This window comes from Sorangium sp. So ce321 (assembly GCF_051530195.1).
In the GTDB taxonomy this organism is placed as follows: domain Bacteria; phylum Myxococcota_A; class Polyangia; order Polyangiales; family Polyangiaceae; genus Sorangium.
Window position 1 is genome coordinate 7043311 of the sequence record NZ_CP150329.1, and the last position, 26462, is coordinate 7069772.

A 26462-nucleotide genomic window follows, 5' to 3' on the forward strand; every position below is an offset into this window, starting at 1 on the left:
GTACGGCAGCCCGCATGCAAGAACTTCCTCGCTCGTCACGCCGCGGCTTCCTCGGTGGAGCCGCCTCTATCCTCCTCATCGGCTGTGGAGGGGCACCGCCGCCGCGGCCCACCGGAGCCGAGGCATCGAGCGCCAGCTCGGCGAGCTCCTCCCCGGCGGCCGCGGCCGCTCCGGCCACCTCCTCGCAAGCAGCGTCCCCCGGGCCGCAGGCGCAGGCCGCACCGGCCCTCGCGCGCGTCGAGGCGCAGCTCGGCGGCCGCCTCGGCGTGGCCGCGCTCGACACGGCGACCGGCGCGCGCATCGGTCACCGCGCCGCCGAGCGCTTCGTCATGTGCTCCACCTTCAAGGCGCTGCTCGCGGCGAGCATCCTCGCGCGCGTCGACCAGGGCCAGCTCACGCTGGACCGCCGCGTCACCTACCGTGAGTCCGATCTCCTCGAGCACGCGCCGGTCACGCGCGCTCGCCTCGCGGAGGGCGGCCTGACCGTCGAGGAGCTCTGCGCGGCGGCCGTCGAGGTCAGCGACAACACGGCCGCCAACCTCCTCCTCGCGCAGATCGGCGGCCCCGCCGGCCTCACCGCCTACCTCCGCGGCCTCGGCGACGAGGTGACGCGCCTCGATCGGAACGAGCCGGCCCTCAACACGGACCTCCCCGGCGATCCCCGCGACACGACGACCCCCGACGCCATGGCCGACACGTGTCGAGTCCTCCTGGTCGGCGATCGCGCCCTCCGGGAGGCCTCACGCGCGCGCCTCGTGGGGTGGATGGTCCGGGCGACCACCGGCCTCACCCGTCTCCGGGCGGGCCTGCCGAAAGACTGGACCGTCGGCGACAAGACCGGGACGGGCGAGAACGGCGCCGCGAACGACGTCGCCGTCGCGTGGCCGCCGTCGCGCGCGCCGATCGTCATCGCGAGCTTCGTCAAGGCGCCGTCGGCGAGCGCCGACGCGCGGAACGCCGCGCACGCCGAGGTCGCCCGGATCGTCACCGAGGCCTTCGGCTGAGAGCCGGCGCGGCGGCTCGTTCGCCACGGCTTCTGTACATCTGCCGTCCGGTGAAGGCAGCGCCGGGCAGGCCGGCGCAGAGGGGAGCACGACGCCCAGTCCGCCGGTGACGGCCGCCCCTCGTGAATCAGGCGGGCTTTGCCCGCTGATCATCGCCATGACGTTCGGCAGACCAGTACGGGGGATCCGTGCCATTCGTGTGCGGGCGACGCGGCCTTTCGGCCGGCCGCCCGTTCAGTCGGTGCGTTGCCCGCTGCGCCACTGGAGCGCCGCCGGGGCGCTGATGTGATGGGTAGCCAGCGTTGCGCTGGCGCTCGGCGCGCGAAGCTCCTGACGGATCCCGCCGGCCCTCGCACGTCCTCTCTGGCTACAGCGCGGCCAGGACCGCGATCACGGCGCGGCCAGGGCCGCGATCTCGTCGGCCGAGAGGGCGCGATCGTAGATCCGGAAGTCGTCGATATAGCCCTTGAGCAACGCATCCGGGAACTGCGACTTGCCGATGTAGTTGCTCGCCGTGGGCGCGAGGTGGGACGGCTTCACATCGTCCGGAGGAACCGGAGTGGTCGAGGCGACGGATACACCATCGACCCATATCTGGTACGTGCCGCTCCCGATCGTGACCGCCACATGCTTCCAGACGTCGACGGGCAGCGGGTTCGGGCCCCTCACGGTCGCCTCGTGCGCGTCGTCCACGATCCTGTTCTCGTACACCGAGAAGCGCGGGACCCCGGTGTCGCCGGACGGCGTGAGATACATGAAGCCAGTGCCACCAAAATCGAAGATGCGAGACCAGCTGTCGATGCTGCTCAGCCTGACCCAGGTCGCGATGGTGAGATCGTCGAGGGAGTCGGTGAGCCCGTCGGGGAGATCGACGTACGGGTCAGCGCCCTGCAGGCTGAGCGCGCCGCCCGTTCGCCCGGTCGTCGTCCATCCGGCGCTCCCGACGAGCGTGGCGTCATGCCCGTTACCCGACGCGTCGTGGGCCACGAGGCCGGCCTCCTCGTCGAACGTATAGTGCACGACGAGCGTCGAATCCGGCCCAGCGCCGCCAGTGCCACCTGCGCCGCCGCTGCCGCCTGCACCGCCGCTGCCAGTGGCGCCGCCGCTGCCGCCTGCACCGCCGCTGCCGGTCGCGCCGCCGCTGCCGGTCGCGCCGCCACTGCCGGTCGCGCCGCCGCTGCCAGTCGCGCCGCCACTGCCAGTCGCGCCGCTACTGCCGCTGCTACCGGTGGCACCGCCGCTGCCGCCCTCGCCACCGCTGCCGGTCGCGCCGCCGCTGCCGGTCGCGCCGCCGCTGCCGGTCGCGCCGCCGCTGCCGGTCGCGCCGCCGCTGCCGGTCGCGCCGCCGCTGCCGGTCGCGCCGCCGCTGCCGGTCGCGCCGCCGCTGCCGCTGCCGCTGCTTGTCGTGCTGCCGCTGCCGCTGCTTGTCGCGCTGCCGCTGCCGCTGGTGGATGAGCCCCCACCCGACGTCGCCGCGCTGCCGCCGCTCCCCGGGTTCTCCTCGGCGTCCGAGCCGCATCCGCTGGCGACTGTTCCGAGCACGAGGGCCGCGAGCAGCGCAGCGCCGAGACTACCCGACAAGATCGATGCCTCTCTCATAGCATCCTCCAATGAACGCCGATTCGTCGAGCATCGGGGAACGGTCCGACGGTGCTCGATCTGGTTGTGGAGCTGAGCAGGTCGCGCCGGCGAGGGCGACCCTCGAATCAAAAGGATCCCAGAGCCCGTTCCAGAGATGAAACCAGCTCACATGCCACGGAACGACACGGTACCATACACACCGGTCCGGCTCGGCTCCACGGACACGACGACCGGCCTCTCCTTCGTGGGGCGGAGCAGGTACGTCAGCGCGGCGCCCACGAACGCTGCTGCGCCTACACCCAGAGAGATGTCGGCGATCAGGTACTTCGTACGCACACCGGCCAGATCGCTGTCCCTGCACCTCGGCCTGCAGGTTTGTTCGAGGTCGTCCTGCTCGGACCGGCCCACCGTCCCCCACACAGCGAAGCTCGCCGCGCCCGCGACCCCCACGCCCGCCAGCACATAGGTCAGCGCCGGCACCGGACGGTAGGTCTCCATCGCGGGGGCCTGAGGCTTCGGGTCCGGGGCGTCCGCGAGGGGCTCGAGCGCGACGCTCAGCTGCAAGAAGCGCTGCCCCTCGAAGAGGATGAGCTCCCTGGACACTGGCCTGTACCCGTCGTGCTCGACACGGTAGGTGTGCTTCCCCGGGTCGAGCCTGAGCGGCGCGCCGCTCGATGAAAGCTCCACCGGCTGGCCGTCGACCAGGATCCTCGAGCCGACGACCTGCTCGCCGGCGCTCGTCACGTTGAAGACGACCGACGGCGTCACCTGCTCGAGCTCGTCGAGCCACGCCCCGCAATCGCGGAGGACCGGAGCCGGGCACTCCGACCGCGCGCAGCCCTTCAGCGCGCGGCCTGCCTCGATCAGCTGGTGGCTCTTCCGGAGCTTCTGCACCTCGGCGTGCGCCGCGACACACTGCGCTACAGCCGACTCCGCCCCCTGCTCCGGCGCCGCGGGCTCGTCCGCCAGGGCCGCGCTCGACCAGAGGGAGGTCGCCACGAGCGCGAGCACCGCGCCCCGGCCGCGCCCCACCCCGGAAGGCCTCCCCAATCGCAGCATGTCAGTCTCCCCAGCCATCACGCCGAGCTCCTCTCGTGTCCAGCAGACTCGCACCTGACAGCCTGTCGAGCAAGATTCCGGCGGTGCGCCGGGCGCAGCGAGCGCGGCCCGCTGCCCCGTCACATCGCCGCGAGGGCCGCCACCTCGGCCGCCGAGAGCGCGCGGTCGTAGATCCGGAAGTCGTCGACGCTCCCCTTGAGGTAGGGATCCGACGTGAACTGAGAGCGACCGATGAAGTTCTGGGTGGTGTTCCCCAGCTCCGAGGGCCTGGTGTGTATGCTGTCGCTGCTCGCCACCTCGACCCCGTCGATGTAAATCGAAGAGCGGCTCGGGTTGAAGCTCGCCGTCACCGCGACGTGCGTCCACACCTGGATCGGCATGGTCCAGTCCTGGGTATACTCCTCGACGCCCGCAGGGGAGTTCACCGAGAAGCGGAGGCCCACGGGATTCGCCGCCTTCGGGCACAGGTAGATCCACGCCACGTCGCCGGATCCGAAATCGAAGATCCGCTGCCACACCAGCTGCCGGTCGAGCGAGACCCACAGGGACACCGTGATCTCGTTGAGCGTCTGCAAGATGCCAGGCGGGGCCTCCACGTACTGCGCGTCCCCCGAGAGGGACAGCGCATTTCCGATGTGCCCCGGCCCCCACGTTCCACCGAGGACCACCCCGTCATGCGACATGTCGCCCATAGCGTCCGCCGCGATGCCTCCCTCGGTCTCGTCGAACGTGTAGTGCAGGAAGAGCCCCCTTTCGAGCTCGACCAGGGGGCCGCCCCCGGCGCCCCCCGCGCCTCCAGCACCGCCGTGACCGCCGGCTCCTCCGGCGCCGCCCTCGCCGCCGGCCCCTCCGGCGCCCCCGACACCGCCCACGCCTCCGACACCGCCGGTGCCCCCGCCGCCGCCCTCGCTCCCCGCACCTCCGGCGCCGGCGCCGCCTCCCGAGCTGCTGGCGCTCTCGCTGGAGCTCTGCGTCGCAGCGCCGCCTCCGCCGCCCGTGTTCTCCTCCTGGAGATAGGACAGGCTCTCGAGCGAGCATGCCCCGAGGAAAAGGGGAGCGATCGTCAGGAGCGCGCGCGCCGCCGGACGACGTGCCGCAGGGCTGGCCAGCATCCTTCCATGACCTGCCATGTTCATGTCACCTCTCACCAAGATTGACGTGTCTCCCGACCGCGTGCGATGCAGCTGTCGTGGCTCGAGGACCACGGCCGCCGCCGGAGTATAGGGGAAAGAGCCGGGTTCCCGCATCGGACCGACGCATGGGCCACCCCAGCATGCCGGCTCACGGCCCGCCGGACTCCGGCCAGCCGCCGGTGTCCCAGCTCAGCTCGGCGATGCGCAGGACCGACATGCCGTCCGCGTCGGCGTCATAGGAATGGTAGATGTTGTACCAGGACTCACCAGCTCGGAGCAAGCCGTTGCTGCCGGGCCCACGCCACCTCGCGCTGCTGGTCAGCACGCGCGAGCCGCCGCCGTCGAGCATGCGGTTCCCCAGCCTGTCCACGTAAGGGCCGGCGAGCGCCTCGGACCGACCGACCATGATCTTGTACGTGCTGCTCGCGCCGGTGCAGCAGGTGTCGAACGAGGCAAACAGGTAATAATGTTCGCCTCGCCTCACGATGAACGGCGCCTCGATCGCCGTGCTCGGCCGTGAGGCGATCGACGTGAGCGTCCCGGCGACGGGAGCGCCCGCGAGGGTGAGCTGCATGAGCTTGAGCCCCGACCAGAAGCTCCCGAAGACGAGCCAGGGCGTGCCCCGCTCGTCGATCACGACGTTCGGGTCGATGGCATTGTAATCGGTGCCCTCGCTGCAGACGACGGCGCCGTGATCGAGCCAGCGGCTCTCCGGGGCCTGGAGCGAGCCCCTTGTCGCGTGACCGATGCAGGAGCGGTTCGTCCCGAAGAACGACGCCGCGTAATACAGATGATAGAGCCCGCCCCAGTACGAGATGTCCGGCGCCCAGAGCGCGTCGACGGCCCCCACCGCGCTCGCGACCCATTCGGGCGTGGCGCTGAACACGGCGCCGGCGAGGCTCCAGTGCACGAGGTCCGCCGAGGTCCGGATCGCGATCCCGGGGCCGGTGGAGAAGACGTGATACAGCTCCCCTTCCCGGACGATCGACGGGTCGTGCACTCCCTGGATGTCTCCGCTGAGGGCGAGCGCGACCGGAAGTGGGTCCGTCCCGATGGAGGGACCACCGCCACCCCCCGCCCCGCCGGAGCCCGCAGCAGCGTCCATTCCGCCGGTGCCCGCAGAGGTCCCCATTCCGCCGGTGCCCGCAGAGGTCCCCATTCCGCCGGTGCCCGCAGCAGCGTCCATTCCGCCGGAGCCCGCAGCAGCGTCCATTCCGCCGGTGCCCGCAGCTGTCCCCATTCCGTCGGTGCCCGCGCCCCCGGAGCCCGCAGAGGTCCCCGCTCCTCCGGTGCCCGCAGCAGCGCCCTCGCCCCCACCGCCCGCGCTCCCGGCGCCCTCCCAGGGACCGCTCGACACGGTCGCCGCCACCGGCCTGCCGTCGCCGCCCTGTGCCCCGGTGTCTCCGCCTGTCCCGCAACCGCTCATCACGGTCAGGGCCAGCGCGGAGAGCGCCCCCGTGCTCGTGGTCGTGTCGACTCGCGATCTCACATGCACTCGACCTTGAAGCGCTTGATCCCCTCGGCGTCGATGGTGTACGGCGGGTCGCATCGCACGCTCGGCGGGCTGGCCGGCGCGGTGGGTGTGGGCTCGGGCGGCGGCGCCGAGGGCACGGCGGCCTCGCGCCCGGCCGGAGCGCCCGGCTTCGCGGCCGCCGCGCCCGGCTTCGCAGCCGCCGCGCCCGGCTTCGCCGCCGGCACGCCCGGCCTCGCCGCCGCCGCGCCCGGCGTCGCAGGCGGCTCGGCCTGCCTCGCCGATGGCGCAGCCGCCGCCGCGACGACCACGGAGCCCGGCGGCGGGACCGCTCCCTCCCCCGGCGGAGGCGCCGCATCGTCAGGCGCAGGCGCAGCGGCGGGCGCCGCCGGCACGGGCGACGGCTGCGGCACCGCCGCCGAGGCAGCGGCGCCCTCGGACGAGCGCGTGGAGCGCGAGGAACGGGCGATGGCGCCCAGCACGACGCCGCAGCCGATCGCCAGCACGGCCACGATGACGAGCGAGCGGAGAGCCCCCTTCAGCCACGGGCGCGGCGCCGGCCCTTGCGCTTCCGTGCTCCTCGGCGTCGAGCCCGTCGTCGTGGTATAGCCGGCGGGCGCGAGCGATTGCGGCATCTGCGGCGGCGGCGGCAGCACGGCGTCGGGCGGCGCGGACGAGCGCGCCATGGACGCCCGGCGCTTCATCTCACGGCCGATGATGCGCCTCGTCTCCGCGCGGACCTCCTCGAACTCGCGCGCGACGAACCTGCCGATGTCGCGGCTCGTCACGGGCGTCATCCCGCCGATGAACGCCTCGAGCTCGGCCTCGAGCTCGAGCGCCGTGGCGTGGCGAGCCTCCGGCGCGAACGACAATGCCTTGAGGATGATGCGCTCGAGCTCCTCGGGCACGTCGGGGTTGGCCTCGCGCGGCCGCCGGATGTTCGCGTTCAAGACCTGGTTCATGATGGCGACGTCGGCCATCCCCTTCCACATCCGCTCGCCGGTCGCGGCCTCCCAGAGCATCACCCCCACCGCATAGAGATCCGCGCGCCGATCGATGTGGTTCCCCTCGATCTGCTCGGCCGGCATGTACCCGATCTTGCCCTTGATCACCCCCGTCGCCGTCTCGACCCCCCCGCCCATGAGCTTGGCGATGCCGAAGTCGATGAGCTTGACGTGGCCATCGTAGGTCACGAAGACGTTGTGCGGCGAGACGTCGCGGTGCACGACGTCGAGCGGCTCGCCATCGAAGCCGGTGAGCTCGTGCGCGTAATGGAGGGCGCGGAGCACGTCGACGATGATCCGGAGGTGCATCTCCAGCGGGAGCTTCGTGCGCGCGCGCGACCGGATCGCCGAGAGCGGCTGGCCCTCGAGGTACTCCAGCACGATGGCGGCCCCGCGGGGCGTCTGGACGATCGCGCTCGTCTGGACGATGTTCGCGTGGTTCAAGCGAGCGGAGAACCGCGCCTCGTTGATGAACATCTCCCGCATCTCGGGGTTGTCCAGCAGGTCGGGCCTGAGAAACTTCAGGACGACGAGCTTGTCCACGCCCTCCGCGCCGCTCTGCACGGCGAGGAAGACCTGCGCGGTCCCTCCCCGCCCGAGCTCGAGCAGGAGATGATGCCCAGCCTCGGGCGCGGCGCTGGACCTATCCACGTTCATCTGTCCGATGATGGCACGAAGAAAACGGCCGAGACCAGACGGATTCAGCGCGGTCTCGAGCCCCCGACCGTGCGCCGCTGCTTTACTCCGCCTCCCCCGAGGAAGCGCGGGTGCGATGGTGTCGCAGCGACGTCCCGCCAGCAGGGCCTACGCCCGAGCCCCGGCGTGCGCGCGATGCGGCGCGCATTGCGAAGCGCAAGCCGGCATACATTCAGGAAATTTGCAAGTTCCAAAGCGACGCCGCGATCGATGCCCTCGACCGCCGAGCGCGCGGCGCCTCCCGGATCTGGGCTGCGCCCGAGCCGCCCTACTTCAGCTGGCAGACATCGAGGACGTTCATGTCGGTGTAGTCGACGTTCTCCCCGCCCATGGTCCAGATGAAGCCGTAGTTCGAGGTGCCCGCGCCCATGTGGATGGACCACGGCGGCGAGATCACCGCCTCGCCGTCGCCGACCACGATGTGGCGCATGGAGTCGGGCTGGCCCATGAAGTGGAACACGCGGTGTTCGCCTGCCAGGTCGAAGTAGAGGTAGACCTCCGACCGGCGATCGTGCAGGTGCGGCGGCATCGTGTTCCAGACGCTGCCCGGCTTCAGGAACGTCACGCCCAGCAGCAGCTGCGCCGACTGGCAGACGCCCGGGATGATGTACTGGTAGATGGTCCGCTCGTTGGACTGCTCGGGCGAGCCGCGCTCCAGCGGATTGGCCTGGTCGATGGAGATCTTCTTCAACGGGAAGGCCGTGTGGGCCGGCAGGCTGGCCAGGTAGAACCGCGCCGGCGACGCGGCGTCCGCGCTGTCGAACGTCACGTCCGTCGCGCCCATGGGCACGTAGAGGCCGTCGCGGGGCTTCAGGTCGTGGGCCTGGCCGTCGACGGTCACGCGGCCGGCGCCGCCCACGTTGACGATCCCGAGCTCGCGGCGCTCCAGGAAGGGGCGGCCCTTCGAGCCCTTCGGCTCGGTCTGGACCGGCAGCCTCAGGGTCTCCTTCGCGGGCGTCGCGCCGCCGATGACGAAGCGCTCGTTGTGGCTGTAGTTCAGGTTGATCTGGCCGGGAACGAAGAGGCCTTGCACGAGATAGCGGTCGCGGAGCGCCTGGTTGTCCGCGCCCTTCATCATGTCCGGATGCGTGGCCTGGTAGGTCTTGTTGAACATGCTCTGTCGTTCCGTGGTCAAGGGGAGTGCTCTCGGGCGCCAGGGACAGGCCTCCCGGGCTGGCTGCAATCCAGCCGGTAAGCCTGCCTGGGCAGGTTGTAGGTGAGATCGACGAGGAGGTCTCTGGCGTCGTCCTCGTCCAGGCGGTGCTCGACGACGAGGCGGGCGAGGAAGCCGGCGTCCACCCGGCGGGCGACGTCGTGGCGGGCCGGGATGGACAGGAAGGCCCGCGTGTCGTCGTTGAAGCCCACCGTGTTGTAGAAGCCGGCGGTCTCGGTGGTCTGCTCGCGGAAGCGGCGCATGCCCTCGGGGCTGTCGTGGAACCACCAGGCCGGGCCCAGCTTCAGGATCGGGTAATGGCCGGCGAGCGGGGCGAGCTCGCGCGCGTAGGCGCTCTCGTCCAGCGTGAACACGATGAGGCTGAGGTCGCGCTCGTTGCCGTACCTGTCCAGGAGCGGCTTGAGCGCCCGCACGTAATCGGTGGGCGTGGGGATGTCGGCGCCCTTGTCGCGGCCGAAGCGCGCGTGGAGCCAGGCGTTGTGGTTGCGAAACGAGCCCGGGTGGAGCTGCATGACCAGGCCGTCGTCGAGGCTCATCCTCGCCATCTCGGTGAGCATCTGCGCGCGGAAGAGCTCGGCCTGCTCGGGCGTGGCCTTGCCGGAGACGACCACCTGGAACAGCGCCTCTGCCTCGGCGGCCGTCAGGTCGGCGGTGCGGGCCGTGGGGTGGCCGTGGTCGGTGGAGGTGGCGCCCGCTTCCTTGAACGCCGCGCGCCGGACGCGGTGCGCCTCCAGGTAGCCGCGCCAGGTGGTCACGTCCTCGCCCGACAGCGTGGCGAAGCGCTCCATGGCCGTGGCGAAGTCCTCGTGCTCGGCGTCGATCACGGGGTCCGGGCGGTAGGCGGTGATCACCCGGCCGGCCCAGCCGCTGGCGCGGATCGCCCGGTGGTGCTCGAGGGTGTCCGACGGGCTCTCGGTGGTGGCGAGCGCCTCGATGTTGAACCGCTCGAAGAGCGCCCTCGGCCGGAACGCGTCCGTCGCGAGCTTCGCGTTGATCGTGTCGAAGTAGAGGTCCGCCGTCGCCGGCGAGAGCGCCACGTCGAGGCCGAACACCTCCACGAAGACGTGGGTCAGCCACAGGGACGACGGCGTGCCGCGGAAGAGCTTCCAGTGGGCGGCGAAGGTGCGCCACGCCATCCGCGGGTCGGCGCTCGAGGGCCCCGAGCGCGACGGCACGCCGAGGCTCTCCAGGCGCACGCCCTGCGAGTAGAGCATCCGGTAGAGGTAGTGATCGGGCGCGAGCAGCAGCTCGGTGGCGCTGGGGAACGGCGCGTTGCCGGCGAACCACGCCGGGTCGGTGTGGCCGTGCGGGCTGATGATCGGCAGCCCCTTCACCTCGGCGTGGAGGCGGCGCGCGATGGGGCGCGTCTTGGCATCGGCCGGGAACAGACGGTCTTCGTGCAGCGTCAGCGGCCTGGGCATCTGTCTTCCGCCTGCGCCTGCACGCCGCGAGCCAGCGCCATGCGACGCGCCGGACCGGCGCGACGAGACGCTTCACGAGACCGAGGGGCAGGAATTTTCTTGTGTTGGCATATGAAAACCGGGTCGATCTGTCAACCGTGGTGCGCGCGGGTTGACAGTCGCGGTTGACAGAGCCGGGGCCCGGGGCACGAGAAACCCTTGGAATGGCGCCGACCAGTGACCCAGCTCCCGGTCGGGCGCCTGCAGGTGCCGGCGCTGCGCGCGCCCCGAGCGCGGCCTCTCCCCTCTCCGCCCTCTCCACTACTCCACGGACGTCGGCCCGATGACGGCGGCGGACGATGGGAATTGAGGGCTCATCTGCTGCTCGACGGTGATGAGCAGCTCGAAGCTCGCATAGGGCACCGTGGTTTCGACCAGCTTGCCGCCCCGGTTTCCAGCGTCGTAGTCGAGCACTCCGACCCGCCGCCAGGGGATCTCGGAGCTCGGGCGCTGCCAGACGACGAAATGCTTGCTGCCTGCCTGGATCCGCTCGGGCGGCGCGAGGTGGACGACGTCCACCGCCAGTCGTGTGGTCGCGGCGTCGGAGTTGATGTCGGCGGTGATGTGCGCATCGGTGCCGGGCGCGAGCTGCGTGCCCTGGACGACCCGCTCGCTCGGGCCGCCGCAGCCTGCGAGCGCCATGCTCGCGAGGAGACCGAGCAGGAGCCCTGTCCGGCGGCCGGAGGGTCGTCTCGCGTCAACGTGTTTCATATCGCCACCTCACTCGCCTTTCTGCTCCACGGCGGATCCGTGGCCCACCTCGACATCGACTCCCGGCTGGCCGGCACCGCAGCCGCCCGGCCGTTTCATGGTGGTTCCTCGCCGTGTTCGTTCATGCGGTTTCAGCAAGCGTTGTGCCGGGATGGCATGTGAACCGGGTGGCGACGAGACGAGCGGTTGCACGACCGGGCAACGCTCGCTCCGACCTGCAGCGATCCGCTGACGGGCGGGCCGCGCGAGCGGCGCGACGAGCGCCGGCCGGGGCAGGCAGCTCACGACATGGCGTCGTCTGGACGCGGCGGCTCGCCGAAGCGCGATTGGCTCGGCGACCTCCGGGCGAGCTCGACATCGAGAGCGCAGGTGTACGAATTGCATATGCACAAGGAGGGAGCACAAGGAGGGAGTACAGGGGGAGCGTGGGGGGGGAGCATCGGAGGGAGCGACGGCGGCCGGCGCCCTCGACGTGAGACAAGGTGCCTGAGACGCCGCCGCTCTGATGCACGGACCGGAAGAGCCCGGTCGGAGGTGCATGATGGTCACACATGAGGAGATCAAGCGTGGGATGGTCGTCCGGAGCTCGGACGGCGAGAAGCTGGGCGAAGTGGTGAGGCTCGACGAGGACCGATTCGAGATCGAAAAGGGCTTCTTCTTCCCGAAGGAGTATGCGGTGCGCTACGACGAGGTGGCCGGCATCCGGGCAGGGGAGGTCATCCTCACGCACGCTCGCGATCAGCTCGCCGCGGCCCGAGGGCAGGCGCGCGAGGCCGGCGCCGCGATCGACCAGGGCGAGGAGATCCGCGTGCCGCTGGCGGAAGAGGAGATCGTCGTCGGGAAGACCGTGCAGGAGGTCGGCCGGGTCCAGGTCACGAAAGAGGTGATCACCGAGGAGAAGCAGGTCACCGTCCCCGTGGCGCGCGAGGTGGTGCACGTCGAGCGCGTCCCGGTGAGCGAGGAGCGGCCGGCCGCCGCCGGCACCATGTTCGAGGAGGGGTCGCTCAGCATCCCGATCCGCGAGGAGCGCGTGGAGGTCTCGACGCAGCCCGTGGTGAAGGAAGAGCTCCGCATCGGCAAGGAGGTGGTGCACGGCCAGGAGACGGCGCGGGCCACCGTGCGCCGCGAGACGGCCGACGTCCGGACCGACGACGAGCCGCCGCGCCAGCGCGCCGCTGGTGAGCCGACGGCGACGGCGCCCGAGGAAGCGCCGCCGGAACGGGCGACCGGGACAGGCGGCAGGAGGCGCTGAGCGCCCATCGCCGGTCCACGATCGGCGACGCGGACCTGACGCCGAGGGCATCCCCAGCAGGATGTTCCACGAACATCTGCGTGTCACTCCGGCGAGGTGACGGCGTCGTGTGGCCCTTCCGGGTCGACGACGACGGCCTCCGCCCGCTTCAGGCCGAGGCGCGAGAGCCGGGCCGGGGCGTCCCCGGGCGCGGGGTGCCGGATCGTCCCCCGCGGCTCGAGCGGCGGCGCGGCCGGCTCGTTGCCGGTGAGCTGCTTCAGGCCGTAAAAGCCGTTCATCGTCGCCGACAGCATCATGGCGCCGCGGCTCAGCGACAGCGCGCCGCGCGCGAGGCGCTCGAGCACCGCCGCGGGGCCGAAGGCGCGATTCCACATCTGGCGGTGGGCGGCGAGGAGCTGCTCGGGGGACATGCGCGCCGGCCGGAAGGCGACCCCGTAGCCGCTGTAATGGGGCCAGTCGCGCTCTTCCAGGATCCGCCCGTCCCGCCGGTGCTCGTCGTACAGCGGCGTGCCCCGGAACGGCGTGAGGATGCTCAGGAACGGGACGTCGACGCCGATCTCGTTCAGCCGATCGGCCGTGGAGGCGATGACCTCCGGCGTCTGATCGTCGAAGCCCGAGATGAACCCTGCCATCACGCAGATGCCGCGATCGTGCAGCTTGCGGATGGCCTCGCGGTACTCGCGCACGCGGTTCTGGCGCTTGTCGACGCTCTTCAGATCGGCCTCGTCGAGGCTCTCGATGCCGAGGAAGATGCCGATACAGCCGGACCGCTCCATCGCGTCGAGGAGCTCCCGGTCCTTGACGATATCGATGGAGGCCTGCGTCAGCCACCAGCGATCGAGCCCGGCGAGCTCGCGCAGGAGCTCCTTGGCCCAGCGGCGCTGGACCAGCAGGTTGTCGTCCCAGAACCAGGCGACCTTCTCCTGCCAGAAGCGGGGGAAATGCGTGGCGGCGATGTCGCGGATCACCTCGTCGACGGGGCGCACGCGGAAGCCGGGGTTGAGGTCGGGCACCGTGCAGAAGCTGCACGTGAACGGGCAGCCGCGCGTCGCCTGGAGCACGCGGGGGACGAGGAAGCGGCCCTCGAGCAGATCGTAGCGAGGGGTCGGCAGCCCGGCGAGCGAGGCCGGCTCGCCGTGATAGACGCGGCGCTGCGTGCCTCGCTCGAGATCGCGCAGGACGCTGGGCCAGACCGTCTCGGCCTCCCCGGTGACCACCACGTCCACGTGCTGGAGCGCCTCTTCGATCCAGTACGAGACATGCGGCCCGCCAGCGACGACGCGCACCCCGAGGGCGCGGTAGCGATCGGCGAGCGCGTAGGCGCGGCGCGCGAAGCCGGAGAAGAAAGAGAGCGCGACGACGTCCGGCGCCGCGTCGACAGGGACAGGGCGCACCTGCTCGTGGAAGAGCTCGACCTCGTGCTCCGGCGGGGTGATCGCCGCGAGGTGGATCCCGGTGACCGGCGGGACGAAGTGGAAGTGGTGCCCCCTGCGATAGCGGGGGACGTAACTCACGACAATCCTCACCTTCATGAGCGCCTCCTCGGGATCATGCGCCTCATCGGGCCGGGCCCGCACGGAGACTCGATGAGACGCGCTCAGAATAACGGAAGTCGGCCGTTGTCGATTCCAGAAGCGGGAGGAGCTACCGTGGAAGGACGGTGGTGGGCGCGTGCGGGAGCCGAGGAACGAGCGTCCCGGAAGGCAGAGGCTCGCTACCGGGGTACCGCGCGCGCCGCGCCGCCCGGCCGCCGCCGCGCGGCCCCCTCCTCCGCCACCAGCGCGGCGTCGGCGGAGAGACGCCATGCCGGAGCGAGCCAAGATGAATTGATCGCATGAGCCACATGATCGATATGAGCTGGAAGAGCACCGTTTCGCGACTAGACGTTGGCTCACCTGACTGGACTTTGTAAAGGTTCGTTAAAAACGTCAGGTTCTTGCTCCAGGAGTGCTGGAACATTGAATTGAGCAGCTCAGCTAGCTAAGGAAGCTGCGGTCGTCGGTCACCTGGAGCGCGAGCTGCCAGGCGGAAGCGCTCGATGTCAGCGCGGCTGCGGCCGACATTTGCGCTCACGATTCGCAAAGCGCCCAGATCCGAACAGCCCGATCGAGCCAGACGGGCACCTGCTCGCGTCACCGCTCGCAGCGCGCGCTGCGCTCGGCCGGCGCTCGGCCGGCGCCCGCGTCAACTCTCACCCAACGAGAACGTCAATGCGGAATCTCTCCTTCGGCTTCGCCCATCCTCTTGCGACCAAGACCAGCTCGGCTGCGGTCCTCGCCCTGCTCGCCCTCGGCGCCGCCGCCTGCGGAAGCCACGGCGTCGGTGAAGGCTCATTCGGTGATACGGGGCTCGCGCTCGACGAGGCCGACGAGCCGATTGGCTCGGCGATCGCGGGCAGCGTGTCCGGCGCTGGCGCTGGCGACGACAGCGGAGCCGGCCCGGTCGCCCCGCCCGCGGCAGGCCCGGCGGCGCTCGGCTCCTGGCAGTTCGACGATTGCGACGGCTCGACGACCGAGCTGCTCGACTCGTCGGACAACGGCTCGGCGGCCACCCGCTCGGCCGGAGCGGCCTGCGCGCAGGGCATCAAAGGCCTCGGTATCGCCTTCGACAACAGCAACGACACCGTCACGGTCAACGACGCTCCCCGCTTCACGTTCGGGCAGAACCTCGCGGTCGCCGCGTGGGTCAACCCCACGTCGGTGTCCGGGTCGGCGGCGCGGACGATCGTGCAGGAGCGGAACACCGGCAGCTCGAGCTTCTCGCTCGTCGTCCAGAGCAACGAGGCGAGGTTCGCCGTCACCCTGAGCAACGGGCAGACGGTCACCTCGCGCGCCCCGATCCAGGCCAACGTGTGGACGCACGTCGCGGGCGTCTACGACGGCAGGCTCGTGCGGCTCTTCCTCAACGGCCAGCAGGTGGGCCAGGTCAGCGCGACGGGCGCGATCCGCGACATCAACGCGCCCATCCATATCGGCAACAACCCGCAGCGGCAGCGCTTCACGGGCCTCATCGACCAGGTCTGGCTCTCCGCCAGCCCGCTGACCGACGCCGACATCGCCCAGCTCACCTGCCTCAGGCACCCCGCCACGGTCGTCGTCACGCCGGAGAGCAGCGGCCCCGTCGCCCCCGACACGCCGGTGACGTACCAGGTCGCGGTCACCAACAACGATACAAGCACGTGCAGCGCCCGGAACTACGCCCTCAATGTTACCACCCAGCCGGGGATCAAGTTCTCCCAGGACATCTCGTCCATCCCTGGCGTCGCCCCCGGGAGCACGGCGACGTTCCCCGTCACCGTGACCGGCAACCTGGCCGTGGACCCCGGCGTCTATCGGCTCCCGTACTCCGTGATCAACCCCGACTCGCCCGATAACTTCTTCGTCGCGTCAGGGGACCTCGTCTACGAGCTGGCCGAGCCGGCGGGCTGCTTCGTCCGGACGGGCCGCGAGATCTTCGTGAAGCACCTCAGCGTTGTCGAAGATCCCATCCGCACGACGTTCAATGGGCCGGTCGGCGATCCCCGGACGGGCGCCTGGACGTTCGCGCGGCTCATGGAGGACATGGCGCCCACGCCGGCCGACGCGCCGGCGATGGTCGAGCAGCTCTTCAGCACCTGGCTGACCGATCAGGTCGTGAACGGCTTCACGGTGCCGGCGCGCCCGACGATTCAACAGGTCGTGCTCGACGAGTGGCCGAGGAGCCCTGACGGGTCGCTCGACCTCCGGCAGGCGCCGCTGATGCTGCTCGGCATCGTCAACAGGATCGACGTGAGGAACCTGGCCGACGGCCACGCCGGCGAGGGGCGGTTCGTGTTCGGCGTCTTCAGCCAGGGCTTCGCGCAGCAGTTCACCTTGATCCTGGAGTACAAGCTCCCCGCGTCCACCGAGGCCGACGTGCTCGACTGGGCGAACGCGTGGCACGCGCTCGGCAGCCTGCCCTTCCCGTCCGAGCAGTACAACGCCGCGCTCCAGGAGATCACCACGCGCTTCGCGGGCCGGAACGCCGCGCCCGGCAAGCCGAACGGGAGCTCCCTGGGGCAGCTCCGCACGAACGAGATCGCGCTGGCGGGGCCGTGGGAGCTGCGCGAGTTCGTCCTCTCGCCGGAGACCGGCTTCCTGCGCCCGGAGACGGTCAAGCTGACGCCGGATCTGAGCCTCGACGGGACGGCCACGCTCGCGGCCTTCGTGAACCAGAACGAGGCCGCGATCATCGCGGAGCAGCACACGGTGCCCGACACGTTCGATGGGAGCCCGTTCCTGGGCGGCTCGTCGCTCAACAACCTCACGGCGTGGACCGCTCCAGGCATCCTCGACAACGAGGCGCGGCACAAGTTCTCGCTCAACACATGCAACGGGTGCCACGGCGGGGCGGAGACCGGGACGGGGTTCCTGCACGTGAACGTGAGGGCGCCCGGGAACGAGGGGACGCTGTCCGGCTTCATGACCGGCATCGAGATCCCTGATCCGGTGACCGGCGAGGTGCGCAACCTGAACGACCTCGCGCGCCGCAACCTGGATCTGAAGGCGCTGGTCTGCGAGCCCGCCCCGGCCTCCGCGGGCGCCGCGACCGCGGCGCGGGCCGGCGTGGCCACCGGCCGCTCGGCGTTCGTCCGCCGCGGCATCGGGCGCGTTCACTGATCCCCGGCAGACCACCGCCCTCGATCCAGCCGCAGATCAGCGCCGGGGGGTGGCTCCGCGGTTGCGGCCCCCCGGCGCGGGGCGTATCACGCCATGCTGCCATGTCGTCGATCGCCACCATCCCCGCTGGGACTCCCGTCGTCGTTGGTCAGAACGTCGTGCCCATGCCGGCCGTGAAGCCGACCGACCGCGTGGTGCCGGTCGTGCGGACCGGCGAGCTCGTCGTCATCTCGGAGGAGGCCTACGAGGCCGCGCGCGCCGCCGTCGACGAGGCGGCCGCCGCGGTGGAGGCCCTCGCCGGGGCGCCGAGCAGCGCCGTGGACGCCTTCTTCCTGGGCTTCGCGGAGCGCCTGGCCGACGACGCCGTGTGGGCGCACGTGGCGCGGGCCAACGCGGAGGACGTGGCGAGCGCCGAGGCGCGCGGCCGCAGCACCACGCGGCTCGTGGCCACGCCGAAGATGCGCGCCGACATGGTCGCCGGCCTGCGCAACTGGGCGAGCACGCCGAGCCGCGTCGGCGAGGTGATCGAGCGCCGCGAGCGGCAGGGCTACGTGATCGAGCGCCGGCGCGCCCCCCTCGGCGTCGTCGCGTTCGTCTTCGAGGGGCGGCCGAACGTGTTCGCCGACGGCGCCGGCGTGGTGCGCAACGGCAACGCCGCGGTGATGCGCATCGGCGCCGACGCGCTCGGGACGGCGCTCGCCATCGAGGCCCACGCGCTCCGCCCCGCCCTGCTGGCGGCGGGCCTGCCCGAGGGCGCGGTGCGCCTGGTCCGGCACAAGGCGCACGGCGCCGGGCAGGCGCTCTTCACCTTGCCCAGGGTGCGCCTCGCCGTCGCGCGCGGCTCGGGCGCCACGGTCGCGCTGCTCGGCGCGATCGCGGAGCAGCACGGCATCCCCGCGTCGCTGCACGGGACGGGCGGCGCGTGGATGTTCGTCGAGCAGAGCGCCGATCCCGAGGCGCTCGAGGGCGCGATCGTGAACAGCCTCGATCGCAAGGTCTGCAACACCCTGAACGTGCTCCTGCTCGAGCGCGCGGCGAGGGGCTCGCTCGGTCCGGTCGTGGAGCGCGCGCTGCGCAAGGTGGGCGCCAAGGTGCACGTCGTGGCGGGGTCCGAGGGCGTCGTCACCGGCGAGGAGGGCTTCCCGGAGGGCGGGCTCGGGACGGAGTGGGAGTGGGAGCGCGTGCCGGAGGTCTCGTTCCTGCTCGTGGACGACCTGAAGGAGGCCGCGCGCCGCTTCAACACGTCGAGCCCGCGCTTCGTCGCGTCGATCGTCTCCACGCGCCCGGGCGCCTTCGAGGAGCTCTACGCCGCCGTCGACGCCCCGTACGTCAGCAACGGCTTCACGCGGTGGGTCGACGGACAGTGGGCCTACGATCGCCCGGAGCTCGGCCTGACGAACTGGGAGCGCGGGCGGCTCCTCGGGCGCAGCGGCTTCCTGTCAGGCGACGACATCGTGAGCGTGCGCGACGTGTTCCTGGATCGCACCGGCAAGGCGGTGCAGCGAAGGTAGGCGCGCGCGGCGAGGGGCGCGCGTGGCGAGGGGCGCGCGCGGCGAGGGGCGCGCGCGGCGAGGGGCGCGGGCGCGCGTGGCGAGGGACGCGGGCGCGCGCCCGCGGGCAGCGCCCTGGCTCGACCAGCGAGGCGCTGAGCCGACGGACGAGCGGCGCGCCCTTGCCACCGGGTCAGCCGAGGAGCCCTCGCTCGGCCAGCCACAGCGTCGCGCCGGCGCGGCTGTAGATGCCGAGCTTGTCGTAGGCGTGGGCGACGTGGTGCTGCACGGTCTTCTCCGAGATGCGCAGGACGAAGGCGATCTCGCGGTTGGTCTTGCCGGCCCCGACGAGCCGCAGCACCTCCAGCTCGCGGGCCGTGAGCACCTTTCGTGGCCGGAGGAGCCGGCCGTGCCCCGCGCCGGGGCGCTTGCTGCTCGGAGGAGCGACCGGCGCAGGATCGGTGGCGAACAGATAGCCGTACGTCGTCCCGCGCTCCCCGGTGAGGCGATGCGTCCAGATCGGGTTCGCGCAATAGATCTCCAGGATCTCCTTCGTGTACCCGATCACGAACTGCTCGAGATACGGGTGCCAGGCGGGGAGGTCACGGACTCGAAACTCGACGCCGGCGTCGTTCAGGCTCGCCTCGGAGCGGCTGTCCGTCTCGGTGAAGTAACGATGCCAGAGGTTCGCAATCGCCGCGACCAGCGAGGTGATCTCGGGATCCTGGACGAAGCGATTCAGCGGACCGTCGACGTGCGCCCAGCGCGCCGACTCGGCCCCGAGCTCGAACAGCGCGTCCTTGCCGTCCGGGTAGAACCGACGAACGAGCTCGTCGTGGAACGCGAGGAACTCGGACAGCGGGACCAGGCTGCTGGCCGTGATCGGCCTCCGGAACCATGGATTGGCCAGCGCCACGTCGCGAAAGAAGCCGCGCCACGCCTCCGAGCCGAACCTCCGGCTGATCAGCGTCTTCCGCGTCAGGATTGTGGTTCCGCTGACCTTCATAAAAAGGCGAGTGAAGGACGAGGCCGCGCAGAAGCAGGCTCGCAAAGTATCACTCGCCAGTATGAACGATCAGGGCGCCTGCGGTCAATGCGCGAGCTCGCGCGCCATGGACAGCCGCGACCACGGTCAGATGGTTATATCAGCAGCAGATTCTTCCGATCGCGCTGCAGACCCGGATGCTGTTCGAAGCCCTTCTGCTGGATGGCCCGGTCCGTGCTCCAGCGGCCACGCGACGTCCCCAGGAACATCCCCTTGCCGGTGTCCCCCTCGTCGCCGAGCAGGTGCCACCTCGACCACGCCACACCGGCCTTCGCGAACTCCCCTCGATACCTCCCATCCTGCCGAGTCAAGCGCATGAGCACCTCCCCCCTGAGCGCGGTGGAGACGTGGCCTACGGCATGGTGTGCCGCTTCAGGACGGGCCAGCCGACCGCGGCGTTGCCCGGCTCGTGGCTGCCGCCCTGCTTCGTGCACAGGGCGACTTCGACGCCGCCCTCGCAGGTCGAGTAGGTCGAGCAGCCCTGGCCGTCCTCGGCCGAGGCCGATCCGGTGCATCCATTGATATCGGCCCACTTCTCGAAGGTCGCCTTCGCGCCAAGGAAGGTGACGGGCATGCCGCGCACCACCGAGGAGCCTCCGCCGGCATAGGGCACGATGGGATCCGAGGTGCCCCGGAACGAGACCACGGTGATGGGGCGCGACGGCTCGCAGTCGCCGACGTTCTCCTGCAGGAGATCGAAGGCGGCGGGCGCGACCGCCGCGAACACGTCGGCGGCGTGGCAGGCGAGGTAGTGGGACATTCCACCGCCCATGGAGAAGCCGACGGCATAGATGCGCTTGGGGTCGATGCAGGCGGTCTCCTGGACCTGGGCCACCAGCGCCTTGGCGAAGGCCACGTCGTCGGTGTCGGCCACGCAGCAGGGCCCGACGTTCCAGGCGCCGCCCGAGGGTCCGGACAGCCCGCTCGGGAAGGCCATGATCACCCCCTCCGGGTCGGTCTGCGCCGGATACGGCGAGCCCGTTCGCTCCGACGGGCCGGAGCCGCCGAGAGGGTGGAAGTCCACGACGAGAGGCACCGGCTTGCTGCCGTCGTACGCGGCGGGAACATGCAAGACATAGCTGCGGCTCCCGGAGCCCACCGTCACCGTCTGGTTCGTGTCGCCAGCTCTCAGCGCGGGCGACGGGCAGGTGACGCTTCCGCCGCCGCCAGTGCCGCTGCCACCGGCGCCCGCGCCCCCGGTCGCGCTGCCACTGGCGTCGCCGCCGCCGGTGCCGCTCCCTCCGGTGCCGCTCCCTCCGGTGCCGCTCCCTCCGGTGCCGCTCCCACTCGTGCTGTTACCGCCTGCCGAGGCCGTCGTGCTCACGGACGCGGTGCTGCTGCCGCTGCCCGAGGTACCGCTCGTGCTGGTATCATCGCCGCCACCAGCGCCGGCGCTGGTGGTCCCGTCGCTGCCGCCGCCGCAGCCCCACAAGGCAATACCGAGCGCTCCTGACAGCAGGATCTGCTTTGGTAAACTCGTTCGTCCGATCACCATGGGTCAGCACCTTTTTCCGGTATGGGTGAGATCGTCAGTCCGCGATCTGGTGTCACGCGCTCGCATCACGCGATGCGGGTGACTGTCATACCCGAGTCCGCTCTCTCCAGGCATAGGCATACTGGCCTATGCCCCCGTGGCGATGTCACCTGCGCAGTTCGCCTCGACCGCTGAGCCTGGCTGGCTCCCTGGCGGCCCCGCGCCGCGGCGCTCGCGGTCCCATGTCGCTCGTGAGGGCAGTCCAGCTTGACAGCAAACTTGGCCGAGGACTAGCCTGGCGCGGCCATGGGGTCGCTCCGGCTCCGCGCTGGCGATGGCGGTCCCTGCGGGCCTGACGGGAGGGAGAGGGACGATGACCAGCAGCAGTGCGCCCAGCGGCACGGAAACGGTTGAGCTCGCCGCTTTACAGCAGCGCACCGGCGAGCCGGAGCGGTCGCTGGTCGCCGCTTCCGGGGAGGAAGCCGAGCGCGCACGAGAGCGAGAGATCGAGGCGCTCAGGGCGCAGGTGGAGCTGCTCGACGTGGCGCACGACGCCATCCTCGTCCGGCGCCTCGATGGACTGATCACGTACTGGAACAAGGGCGCAGAGCGGATGTACGGCATCCGCAGGGAGGACGCGGTCGGGCGCGCCTCCCATGAGCTCCTCCGCACCGCCTTCCCCTCGCCGCTGCCCGCCATCGAGCGGTCCTTGCTGGAGGATGGCCACTGGGAGGGAGACCTCGAGCACACGACGCCTCGCGGCGTCGTCATCGTCTCGAGCAGGTGGGTGCTCCGGCGGTGCCCGAGCGGCAGCCCCGAGGCGGTGTTCGAGATCAACAACGATATCACCGCGCGCAAGGCGGCCGAGAAGGAGCGAGATCGGCAAACCGCCCTGCTCAGGCGGCAAGCGCAGCTGCTCGATCTCGCGCAGGACGCGATCGTCCTCCGACGGTTCGACGGCACGATCACGTACTGGAACCGGGGGGCAGAGAGGATGTACGGCTACGCCGCCGCGGAGGCGATCGGCGCGCGATCCCACGAGCTCCTGCGCACGCGCTTCCCTGCAGCGCTCTCCGAGATCGACGCGGCGCTGCGCGCGGACGCCCACTGGCAGGGGGAGCTGGAGCACACCCGGCGCGACGGAGGGAGCGTCATCGTCGAGAGCCGGTGGGTCGCTCAGCCGGACGCGGGCGAAGCGCAGGCCCTGGTCATGGAGATCAACACCGATATCACGGCGCGCAAGGAGGCGGAGCTGCTGCGCTCGGAGCAGCAGCAGGAGCTCATCCGGCTGCAGGCCACCGCGATCGCCGAGCTGTCGACGCCGCTCATCCCGATCACCGATCATGTGGTGGTGATGCCGCTCATCGGCGTGCTGGACACGAGGCGCGCGGGGCAGGCGATGGACACCCTGCTCGGAGGGCTCTCGTCGTCGGGCGCGACGGTCGCGATCATCGACGTCACGGGTGTGAAGATCGTCGACACGAAGGTGGCGGACGCGCTCCTCCGTGTGGCGCAAGGAGCGCGGCTGCTCGGCGCCGAGGTGGTGCTCACCGGGATCCGTGCGGAGGTCGCCCAGACCATGGTCAGCCTCGGCGTGGATCTGCAGGGCATCGCCACGCGGGGTACGCTGCAGGGCGGGATCGCTTACGCGCTCGCCCGGGCGGGCGCGCGCGGGTTCTTCGCGACGTGGAAGGCGGAGGGGGGCGGGCTCACCCGAGAGGGCGCACCTCGTACCTCGGCACGCTGATGATGCCCTCGTCGCTCAGCAGACCGCAGAGCGCCTGATCGAGCAGGACGTCGACCGCGCAGCGCTGCTCCGGGCCGAGGGACACCAGGCCGCCGATCAGCCGCACCCCGTGGCTGTAGTCAGCGTAGGTGTCCTCGTGCGGTAGCCGCCGCCGGAGCGAGGTGTCCAGCGGCTGCCACGGCTTGCTGTCCGCCTTGTGGAAGCCGTAGAGCGCCAGCCGACGCGCATAGTGGTGCAGCCGGTTCGTCACCACGATGTCCTTCTTGTGTCCCGCGAGCAGCTCGCCGAGCTCGCCGACCCGGCGCTGCTCGATGGCCAGGTGATGCTCACGAAAGCGCTCGATCCTGGTGCCGTCATCGGGGCTGAACGGGATGGCGGTCTGCTTGCGCGCGGCAGCATAGATGTCCTTCACGAGCTTCTTCGTCGGCAGCACGCAGCCGCACGCGTCCGCGATGCGCTGGGCGGTGACGCCGGTGAGCGGCATGCGCAGGAAATCGGCGTCCGAGCCGACCGCCAGGTAGTCGGCGCACACGTGCGCGACGCCCCGCTTTCCGTCGGGCGCCTCCACCGTGACGCGATGGAAGCGGCGCAGGAAGGCGGGCACGTTCCCGCGCAGCACCTCCCGGGCGAAGAGCTCCTCCCGCGCCGCGAGCGACAGGCCCCGGGCCTGCTCGTAGAACTGCGTGCCGGTCATCGCGGCCGGGTCGCGCGGCGGCAGCCACTCGAGGCCCGTCCCGTCGAACACGGGCGCCGGACGCGCGGCCGCCCGGGTCGACGGGTCGGACACCGCAAAGAACGCGACGGCGCCCCCGGTGTCGCTCGCGCGGGGAGCCGCGACCGGCTCGGGGGTGGCCGTGACAGTGAACCGGAAGCCGCTCTCCACGAACGTGTAGGTGCGCGGGGCGGTCCCCGCGGCGCCCGGAGGCGCCATGGCGGTCGACCTGCTCGCCTCGCCCTGGAGATCTCCCTGCGGCCCCGCCGTGCTCGGCGCGCCGCCCGCGGGCGCCCGCGCGTCGACGACGCCCAGGAGCGCGCGGCCCAGCGCGCGCGGCAGATCGAGCGCGCAGGGGGGGCGCGGCAGCGCGCGCTGCAAGGCGTCGCGCGTCTCGGGCCCGACCGCGCCGGTCACGGGCAACCCCATCTCCTGCTGGAAGGTCCGCGTGGCTGCCTCCGTCTCTGGACCGAAATGGCCGTCCACGCCGTGGGCCGGCAGGACGCCGGCGCGCCACTTCAGCAGGTGTTGCTGCCATGCCTTCACCTCGGGCCCCTCGGCGCCGCGCGCGAGCCCGCGGCCGGGCGGCGCAGCGCCGTAGTCGAGGCCAGGTATCCGGCCCGCGTGCGTCCAGCCCCGCTCGAGCGCCGGGAACACCCCGACGCCATGCGCTGTGTCGCGCGCCTCGATGGTGCGGCCGTCGCCCAGGCTCAGCGCGACATGGGCGTGCTTGGGGCGCCCGCCGGCGAACGGTTCGTCCGAGAAGCGGAACAGGAGGGCGCCTCGGGTCGCGATGGCCGTCTGCACCGGCATGAGCAGCCGCGCCGCCTTGACGTGGCGTGCCTGCACCCAGGAGCCATCGGGCATCGTCGGCTCCACGCCGAGCTGGGCGCAGCCCCACTCGATGAGCTCGGAGCAATCGAACGCGGAGGGGTTGGGATCGGTCAGGCGCACCTCGTGGCCGTAGATGTATCTGTCCTCCGTCTGCGAGAGCAGCTTCTGGCACAGCGCGTCGGCCGTGGGCAGCTGCGCCGACGCCACGGGCCCGTCCTCGAGCCGGGCGAGGCGGCGCAGGTCGCTCAGCGTTCCATTGAACAGGTTGGCGTCGACCGTGTTGCCCCGGATGCCCGGCATCACTGCCTTGGCGGTGATCTGCCAGAACGACCACGCAGACCAGGGGTTCCATGCCTTGAGCGGCTTCTTGTGCGCCCAGTCCGCCCATTCCTTCGTGCTCGCCGGGGGCCTCGCCCGCACCGAGTCGAGGCCGTACGTGTAGTTCGCGAGCCACAGCGGGCAGTCGAGGAACTCGGAGCAGCCGCCGAGGCGTTCGTGCCAGAAGTTGTGACGGGTGTAGAGGATGACCGAGCGGCCCGGGTAGCGCGCCTTCACCTCCCGTACGAAGACACGGGTCCACTCCTGAAGAGCCAGGGTGTCCTCCGGCGTCCAGACGTGGCCATCTTTGCCCTCGTGCTGCATCTCCTCGAGGTCGAGCACGATATCGAGCTCCCCGGGCTCCAGGTCGCCGACCACGCTGCAGATCTTCTGCGCCTGCTCGGCGGCGCCGAGGCGCGGCAACGCGTAATGATAGTACCCCCGGAGGAGCCCGCAGCGCGCGGCCTCGGCCCGGTTGTACGCGAACTTCTTGTCGACCGCATGGGTCCCGTAGGTCGCCCGGATGAAGACGAAATCCAGCTGTGGTGCGAAGACATCCCACTGGATATTGCCTTGATAGACCGAAACATCCGCGCCGCTCAACATGAGCTCCCTCCTCCTCCGCACGCGCGGATCGCGGCCTCGTGTCCCCCAGCCGTGCTCCGCGAGCGCGCCCCTCGACGCTTATCTCGCGCCCCCAGGCGACGTCATCCCCGGGGCAGCTCAACCTGTCTACAGCAGTGCGGCGCGCCCGTCGAGATGGTCGCCGCCGCGGAGCGTCCGCCCCCGGGGCCTCGGCGCGCGGCGAGCGACCGGCAGCCGCGACGCCTCGGTGCTGGTGCCCTGTGGGACCAAGGACGCGCCTCAGCGCGAGGATCGTGGGAACGCAGCGTGGCGCCGGGCTCCTTGCGCCTCCTCCCATGGGGGTCGCAGCGCGCCGGAGCGTTCGAGCGTCTGCCCGGAACGTCAGCGCTGGTCGCCTGGGAGCAGGGTATGGCTGCTCCGTCCCTCGCCACAGCGCGGAGAACGTGCTCGCAGCGCGCCCCGGCGAAGCGCCTCTCACAACAAGCGCGCAGTCCATCAGATGCCGCAGGCGCCCTCCGCCCGAAGAACGCTTATCATGGGCCCGGGGGGTGTCGCGCGGTCGCGCCTGCCCTGGCACGTGCACGATCCTCGTCCGCCTCCGCAGGAGCGCGCAGTACTCGGGCGTGCGCGGCTGGTTCGACAGGGAGCGAGCGCTGCGGGCCGCCGTGGAGAACGTCGTCGATGACGTGAAGACAGGCGCGCTCGACGCCGCCGCGGCGCTCCCCCGCCTGCGGCCGGGCGCCGGCGGCGCGGAGACGCTCTTCGACGACCTGCGCGCGCTGCGGCAGATCATCCAGCTCGACGGCGCGATCCACGAGGCCGAGGCGAAGCTGAGGGTCGCCGGGGCGGGTATCCGCCGGTCGAGAAGTGGACCGCCGACCAGTTCGTCGTCCGGACGGACAGGCACGCTCGCCAGGAGCCCCTCATGGAGGTGCTGCGCGCGAAGCAAAGCGACGACGCGCGGGCCTTGCTGATCACGGCCGCCTCCCGGTGGCTCCCCGCGGCCTCGGAGCTGAGGCAGAGAGGCTGTCGCGTCTGCCGTGCTAACGCGCCGCGCTACCCGGCTGGGTTGACA

The 26462-nt window shown here is 71.2% G+C and carries 19 protein-coding genes; 6 read left to right on the forward strand and 13 right to left on the reverse strand.

Annotated elements, in window-relative coordinates:
* The first annotated feature begins 14 nt into the window (after positions 1-14).
* Positions 15-1004, forward strand: a complete 990-nt coding sequence (gene bla, locus WME89_RS25970; protein ID WP_438011766.1) for a class A beta-lactamase — start codon at positions 15-17, stop codon at positions 1002-1004.
* Positions 1005-1394: 390 nt separating this feature from the next.
* On the opposite strand, the gene WME89_RS25975 is transcribed toward bla, so the two are convergent.
* From WME89_RS25975 to WME89_RS26010, 8 genes are all read right to left on the reverse strand, one after another.
* Positions 1395-2585: a LamG domain-containing protein gene (locus tag WME89_RS25975; protein WP_438011767.1), complete on the reverse strand. Its 1191-nt coding sequence runs from the start codon at positions 2583-2585 to the stop codon at positions 1395-1397.
* Positions 2586-2750: 165 nt separating this feature from the next.
* Positions 2751-3644 (reverse strand): hypothetical protein, encoded by an 894-nt coding sequence (locus WME89_RS25980; protein ID WP_438011768.1) that lies wholly within the window; start codon positions 3642-3644, stop codon positions 2751-2753.
* A gap of 119 nt (positions 3645-3763) precedes the next feature.
* On the reverse strand, positions 3764-4774 hold the full coding sequence (locus WME89_RS25985) for a LamG domain-containing protein (RefSeq protein ID WP_438011769.1): 1011 nt from the start codon (positions 4772-4774) through the stop codon (positions 3764-3766).
* A 151-nt stretch (positions 4775-4925) separates the two neighbouring features.
* Positions 4926-6266 carry an arabinan endo-1,5-alpha-L-arabinosidase gene (locus WME89_RS25990; RefSeq protein ID WP_438011770.1) on the reverse strand — a complete coding sequence of 447 codons (1341 nt, stop codon included), beginning with the start codon at positions 6264-6266 and terminating at the stop codon, positions 4926-4928.
* Positions 6263-7909, reverse strand: coding sequence for a serine/threonine-protein kinase (locus WME89_RS25995; RefSeq protein ID WP_438011771.1), 1647 nt, complete (start codon positions 7907-7909; stop codon positions 6263-6265). The genes WME89_RS25990 and WME89_RS25995 overlap by 4 nt, the downstream gene beginning before the upstream one ends.
* Before the next feature lie 307 nt (positions 7910-8216).
* A complete protein-coding gene (kduI, locus tag WME89_RS26000) occupies positions 8217-9062 on the reverse strand; it encodes a 5-dehydro-4-deoxy-D-glucuronate isomerase (protein WP_438011970.1) in 846 nt (281 codons plus the stop codon).
* Between the two features lie 17 nt (positions 9063-9079).
* Positions 9080-10543 (reverse strand): glucuronate isomerase, encoded by a 1464-nt coding sequence (gene uxaC, locus WME89_RS26005; RefSeq protein ID WP_438011772.1) that lies wholly within the window; start codon positions 10541-10543, stop codon positions 9080-9082.
* A gap of 300 nt (positions 10544-10843) precedes the next feature.
* Positions 10844-11293, reverse strand: a complete 450-nt coding sequence (locus tag WME89_RS26010) for a hypothetical protein (protein WP_438011773.1) — start codon at positions 11291-11293, stop codon at positions 10844-10846.
* Positions 11294-11831: 538 nt separating this feature from the next.
* Between WME89_RS26010 and WME89_RS26015 the strand changes: the two genes are divergently transcribed.
* A complete protein-coding gene (locus WME89_RS26015) occupies positions 11832-12545 on the forward strand; it encodes a YsnF/AvaK domain-containing protein (protein ID WP_438011774.1) in 714 nt (237 codons plus the stop codon).
* Between the two features lie 83 nt (positions 12546-12628).
* Here WME89_RS26015 and WME89_RS26020 read toward each other — a convergent pair whose 3' ends face one another.
* Positions 12629-14077, reverse strand: a complete 1449-nt coding sequence (locus tag WME89_RS26020) for a B12-binding domain-containing radical SAM protein (RefSeq protein WP_438011775.1) — start codon at positions 14075-14077, stop codon at positions 12629-12631.
* 678 nt (positions 14078-14755) lie between these two features.
* Here WME89_RS26020 and WME89_RS26025 point away from each other — a divergent pair.
* Both WME89_RS26025 and WME89_RS26030 read left to right on the forward strand, forming a co-directional pair.
* Positions 14756-17182: a LamG-like jellyroll fold domain-containing protein gene (locus tag WME89_RS26025; protein WP_438011776.1), complete on the forward strand. Its 2427-nt coding sequence runs from the start codon at positions 14756-14758 to the stop codon at positions 17180-17182.
* A gap of 101 nt (positions 17183-17283) precedes the next feature.
* Entirely contained in the window at positions 17284-18693 is a 1410-nt protein-coding gene (locus tag WME89_RS26030; RefSeq protein ID WP_438011777.1) for an aldehyde dehydrogenase family protein, read from the forward strand.
* 172 nt (positions 18694-18865) lie between these two features.
* On the opposite strand, the gene WME89_RS26035 is transcribed toward WME89_RS26030, so the two are convergent.
* The 3 genes from WME89_RS26035 to WME89_RS26045 form a co-directional block, all read right to left on the reverse strand.
* A complete protein-coding gene (locus WME89_RS26035; RefSeq protein ID WP_438011778.1) occupies positions 18866-19678 on the reverse strand; it encodes a response regulator transcription factor in 813 nt (270 codons plus the stop codon).
* A 134-nt stretch (positions 19679-19812) separates the two neighbouring features.
* Positions 19813-20034 carry a hypothetical protein gene (locus WME89_RS26040; RefSeq protein ID WP_438011779.1) on the reverse strand — a complete coding sequence of 74 codons (222 nt, stop codon included), beginning with the start codon at positions 20032-20034 and terminating at the stop codon, positions 19813-19815.
* A 35-nt stretch (positions 20035-20069) separates the two neighbouring features.
* On the reverse strand, positions 20070-21212 hold the full coding sequence (locus tag WME89_RS26045; protein WP_438011780.1) for an alpha/beta hydrolase family esterase: 1143 nt from the start codon (positions 21210-21212) through the stop codon (positions 20070-20072).
* A gap of 352 nt (positions 21213-21564) precedes the next feature.
* Here WME89_RS26045 and WME89_RS26050 point away from each other — a divergent pair, with 352 nt between their 5' ends.
* Entirely contained in the window at positions 21565-22938 is a 1374-nt protein-coding gene (locus WME89_RS26050) for a PAS domain S-box protein (protein WP_438011781.1), read from the forward strand.
* Here the strand turns inward: WME89_RS26050 and WME89_RS26055 are convergent.
* Positions 22901-25408, reverse strand: coding sequence for a GH25 family lysozyme (locus WME89_RS26055; RefSeq protein WP_438011782.1), 2508 nt, complete (start codon positions 25406-25408; stop codon positions 22901-22903). The genes WME89_RS26050 and WME89_RS26055 overlap by 38 nt on opposite strands.
* Positions 25409-25935: 527 nt before the next feature.
* On the opposite strand from WME89_RS26055, the gene WME89_RS26060 reads away from it, so the two are divergent.
* Positions 25936-26361, forward strand: a complete 426-nt coding sequence (locus tag WME89_RS26060; RefSeq protein ID WP_438011783.1) for a hypothetical protein — start codon at positions 25936-25938, stop codon at positions 26359-26361.
* The last annotated feature ends 101 nt before the right edge of the window (positions 26362-26462 follow it).

Coding starts and splice junctions, on each gene's coding strand:
- bla (WP_438011766.1), top strand. CDS start 15: ATGCAAGAACTTCCTCGCTCGTCACGCCGCGGCTTCCTCGGTGGAGCC.
- WME89_RS25980 (WP_438011768.1), bottom strand. CDS start 3,644: ATGCTGCGATTGGGGAGGCCTTCCGGGGTGGGGCGCGGCCGGGGCGCG.
- WME89_RS25985 (WP_438011769.1), bottom strand. CDS start 4,774: ATGGCAGGTCATGGAAGGATGCTGGCCAGCCCTGCGGCACGTCGTCCG.
- WME89_RS25995 (WP_438011771.1), bottom strand. CDS start 7,909: ATGAACGTGGATAGGTCCAGCGCCGCGCCCGAGGCTGGGCATCATCTC.
- kduI (WP_438011970.1), bottom strand. CDS start 9,062: ATGTTCAACAAGACCTACCAGGCCACGCATCCGGACATGATGAAGGGC.
- uxaC (WP_438011772.1), bottom strand. CDS start 10,543: ATGCCCAGGCCGCTGACGCTGCACGAAGACCGTCTGTTCCCGGCCGAT.
- WME89_RS26010 (WP_438011773.1), bottom strand. CDS start 11,293: ATGAAACACGTTGACGCGAGACGACCCTCCGGCCGCCGGACAGGGCTC.
- WME89_RS26015 (WP_438011774.1), top strand. CDS start 11,832: ATGATGGTCACACATGAGGAGATCAAGCGTGGGATGGTCGTCCGGAGC.
- WME89_RS26020 (WP_438011775.1), bottom strand. CDS start 14,077: ATGAAGGTGAGGATTGTCGTGAGTTACGTCCCCCGCTATCGCAGGGGG.
- WME89_RS26025 (WP_438011776.1), top strand. CDS start 14,756: ATGCGGAATCTCTCCTTCGGCTTCGCCCATCCTCTTGCGACCAAGACC.
- WME89_RS26030 (WP_438011777.1), top strand. CDS start 17,284: ATGTCGTCGATCGCCACCATCCCCGCTGGGACTCCCGTCGTCGTTGGT.
- WME89_RS26035 (WP_438011778.1), bottom strand. CDS start 19,678: ATGAAGGTCAGCGGAACCACAATCCTGACGCGGAAGACGCTGATCAGC.
- WME89_RS26040 (WP_438011779.1), bottom strand. CDS start 20,034: ATGCGCTTGACTCGGCAGGATGGGAGGTATCGAGGGGAGTTCGCGAAG.
- WME89_RS26045 (WP_438011780.1), bottom strand. CDS start 21,212: ATGGTGATCGGACGAACGAGTTTACCAAAGCAGATCCTGCTGTCAGGA.
- WME89_RS26050 (WP_438011781.1), top strand. CDS start 21,565: ATGACCAGCAGCAGTGCGCCCAGCGGCACGGAAACGGTTGAGCTCGCC.
- WME89_RS26055 (WP_438011782.1), bottom strand. CDS start 25,408: ATGTTGAGCGGCGCGGATGTTTCGGTCTATCAAGGCAATATCCAGTGG.